A 3,691-nucleotide genomic window follows, 5' to 3' on the forward strand; every position below is an offset into this window, starting at 1 on the left:
TTAAAAGGAGTCCGGCGGTGTCCTACTCTCCCACAGGGTCCCCCCTGCAGTACCATCGGCGCTGTGAGGCTTAGCTTCCGGGTTCGGAATGTAAACCGGGCGTTTCCCTCACGCTATGGCCGCCGAAACACTATTGATGTTTCAATCAAACCTATAGACAATCATTGTTGCCTGTAGGGTTCTCGACCGTACATCGAGAACCACTCAGTGGACGCGGAGCACCAACAAACGGTGTGTTATCAAGTCATCGGCTTATTAGTACCAGTCAGCTGCATGCATTACTGCACTTCCACATCTGGCCTATCAACCCAGTAGTCTGGCTGGGAGCCTCTCACCCGAAGGTATGGAAGTCTCATCTTGAGGCCGGCTTCCCGCTTAGATGCTTTCAGCGGTTATCCATCCCGAACGTAGCTAATCAGCGGTGCTCCTGGCGGAACAACTGACACACCAGAGGTTCGTCCAACCCGGTCCTCTCGTACTAGGGTCAGATCCTCTCAAACTTCCTACGCGCGCAGCGGATAGGGACCGAACTGTCTCACGACGTTCTAAACCCAGCTCGCGTACCGCTTTAATGGGCGAACAGCCCAACCCTTGGGACCTACTCCAGCCCCAGGATGCGACGAGCCGACATCGAGGTGCCAAACCATGCCGTCGATATGGACTCTTGGGCAAGATCAGCCTGTTATCCCCGAGGTACCTTTTATCCGTTGAGCGACAGCGCTTCCACAAGCCACTGCCGGATCACTAGTCCCGACTTTCGTCCCTGCTCGACCTGTCAGTCTCACAGTCAAGCTCCCTTGTGCACTTACACTCGACACCTGATTGCCAACCAGGTTGAGGGAACCTTTGGGCGCCTCCGTTACTTTTTGGGAGGCAACCGCCCCAGTTAAACTACCCACCAGGCACTGTCCCTGAACCGGATTACGGTTCGAAGTTAGATATCCAGAGTGACCAGAGTGGTATTTCAACAATGACTCCACATGAACTGGCGTCCATGCTTCACAGTCTCCCACCTATCCTACACAAGCCACACCGAACACCAATACCAAGCTGTAGTAAAGGTCACGGGGTCTTTCCGTCCTGCTGCGCGTAACGAGCATCTTTACTCGTAATGCAATTTCGCCGAGTTCGCGGTTGAGACAGTTGGGAAGTCGTTACGCCATTCGTGCAGGTCGGAACTTACCCGACAAGGAATTTCGCTACCTTAGGATGGTTATAGTTACCACCGCCGTTTACTGGGGCTTAAATTCTCAGCTTCGCCTTGCGGCTAACCGGTCCTCTTAACCTTCCAGCACCGGGCAGGCGTCAGTCCGTATACATCGTCTTGCGACTTGGCACGGACCTGTGTTTTTAGTAAACAGTCGCTACCCACTAGTCTCTGCGGCCTCCAAACGCTTTCGGAGCAAGTCCTAATACGTCGAAGGCCCCCCTTCTCCCGAAGTTACGGGGGCATTTTGCCGAGTTCCTTAACCACGATTCTCTCGATCTCCTTGGTATTCTCTACCTGACCACCTGAGTCGGTTTGGGGTACGGGCAGCTAGAACCTCGCGTCGATGCTTTTCTCGGCAGCATAGGATCATCCACTTTTTATCCGCATCGTGTCTCAGCCTGTATGAGAGACGGATTTGCCTATCTCTCGGCCTACGCACTTGCACCAGGACAACCATCGCCTGGCTTGGACTACCTTCCTGCGTCACACCTGTTAATACGCTAACCGCACCAGAATGGGGTCGTGCGCTAGGCCCAGAGCGTCACCCCGAAGGGATCAGTCACTGGGATTCAGACACTTAGCACTACTGGATTAGCTTGGGCGGTTCTTCGCCGGTACGGGAATATCAACCCGTTGTCCATCGACTACGCCTGTCGGCCTCGCCTTAGGTCCCGACTTACCCAGGGAAGATTAGCTTGACCCTGGAACCCTTGGTCTTTCGGAGGACGTGTTTCTCACACGTCTTTCGCTACTCATGCCTGCATTCTCACTCGTGTAGCCTCCACGGCTGGTTTCCACCGCCGCTTCGCTGGCCACACGACGCTCTCCTACCCATCAACACGGCTGGACCACGAAGGCCTACCAATAATGTCAATGCCACAACTTCGGTGGCGTGCTTGAGCCCCGTTACATTGTCGGCGCGGAATCACTTGACCAGTGAGCTATTACGCACTCTTTCAAGGGTGGCTGCTTCTAAGCCAACCTCCTGGTTGTCAAGGCAACTCCACATCCTTTCCCACTTAGCACGCGCTTTGGGACCTTAGTTGGTGGTCTGGGTTGTTTCCCTCTCGACTATGAAGCTTATCCCCCACAGTCTCACTGCTGCGCTCTCACTTACCGGCATTCGGAGTTTGGCTGACGTCAGTAACCTTGTAGGGCCCATCGGCCATCCAGTAGCTCTACCTCCGGCAAGAAACACGCAACGCTGCACCTAAATGCATTTCGGAGAGAACCAGCTATCACGAAGTTTGATTGGCCTTTCACCCCTATCCACAGCTCATCCCCTCAGTTTTCAACCTAAGTGGGTTCGGTCCTCCACGACGTCTTACCGTCGCTTCAACCTGGCCATGGATAGATCACTTCGCTTCGGGTCTAGGACATGCGACTGAATCGCCCTATTCAGACTCGCTTTCGCTACGGCTACCCCACACGGGTTAACCTCGCCACATATCGCTAACTCGCAGGCTCATTCTTCAAAAGGCACGCTGTCACAGCTACCAAGGCTGCTCCAACGGTTTGTAAGCAAACGGTTTCAGGTACTATTTCACTCCCCTCCCGGGGTACTTTTCACCTTTCCCTCACGGTACTTGTCCGCTATCGGTCATCTGGGAGTATTTAGGCTTATCAGGTGGTCCTGACAGATTCACACGGGATTTCACGGGCCCCGTGCTACTTGGGATACTCTTCGCGCCACGGTAGGCATTTCGACTACGGGGTTGGCACCCTCTATGACCGGCCTTTCAAGACCGTTCGTCTATACCATCGTGTAACGCCGCCACCTCGGCAGAGATGACTGAAAAGTCCCACAACCCCCAACGTGCAACGCCTGCCGGCTATCACACACGCTAGGTTTAGCCTGATCCGGTTTCGCTCGCCACTACTAACGGAATCGCGGTTGCTTTCTCTTCCTGTGGGTACTGAGATGTTTCACTTCCCCACGTTCCCTCTACCCGCCCTATATATTCAGGCGGGAGTCACTAGGTCGGCACGCCGCCCAGCGGGGTTTCCCCATTCGGACACCCTCGGATCAAAACTTGCTTATCAGTTCCCCGAGGCTTATCGCAGATTGCTACGTCCTTCTTCGGCTCCAGATGCCAAGGCATCCACCGTTTGCTCTTAAAGACTTGAAATCACATGAGTTTGAATCAAAACTCGACCCCACCCGAAGGCGGGATCAGAAATTGACTAATGATCTTTAAGATCATCTTGTGCAACCGATCCGAAGATCAGCTGCAAGATGCTCGCGTCCACTGTGTAGTTCTCAAAGTACGGGCGGTACCCCTTCCCGCATCCCCAACCGGAGACACAACAAGAGGCCCAGAGGTACAGAAACGATCCGAAGATCGCATCCGGTCCCTCAGGACCCAACAGCGTGCAGCCGCCTGCTCGCATCCCCCACCGTTCCAGATCCGAAGACCGTACTAACTGGAGTCAGCTGCGCTGACGGCATGTCAAATGTTCCACCCATGAGCTCCCAGCGAA

Annotated in this window: 2 rRNA genes; both read right to left on the minus strand. The window is 54.4% G+C overall.

Going from position 1 to position 3,691, the window contains the following annotated elements:
- Positions 1 to 9 precede the first annotated feature (9 nt).
- A 5S ribosomal RNA gene (gene rrf / locus AB0N61_RS17625) occupies positions 10 to 127 on the minus strand.
- A 108-nt stretch (positions 128 to 235) separates the two neighbouring features.
- Positions 236 to 3,339, minus strand: a 23S ribosomal RNA gene (locus tag AB0N61_RS17630).
- Between the last annotated feature and the right edge of the window lie 352 nt (positions 3,340 to 3,691).

This window comes from Microbacterium sp. NPDC089320 (assembly GCF_040684875.1).
GTDB lineage: Bacteria > Actinomycetota > Actinomycetes > Actinomycetales > Microbacteriaceae > Microbacterium.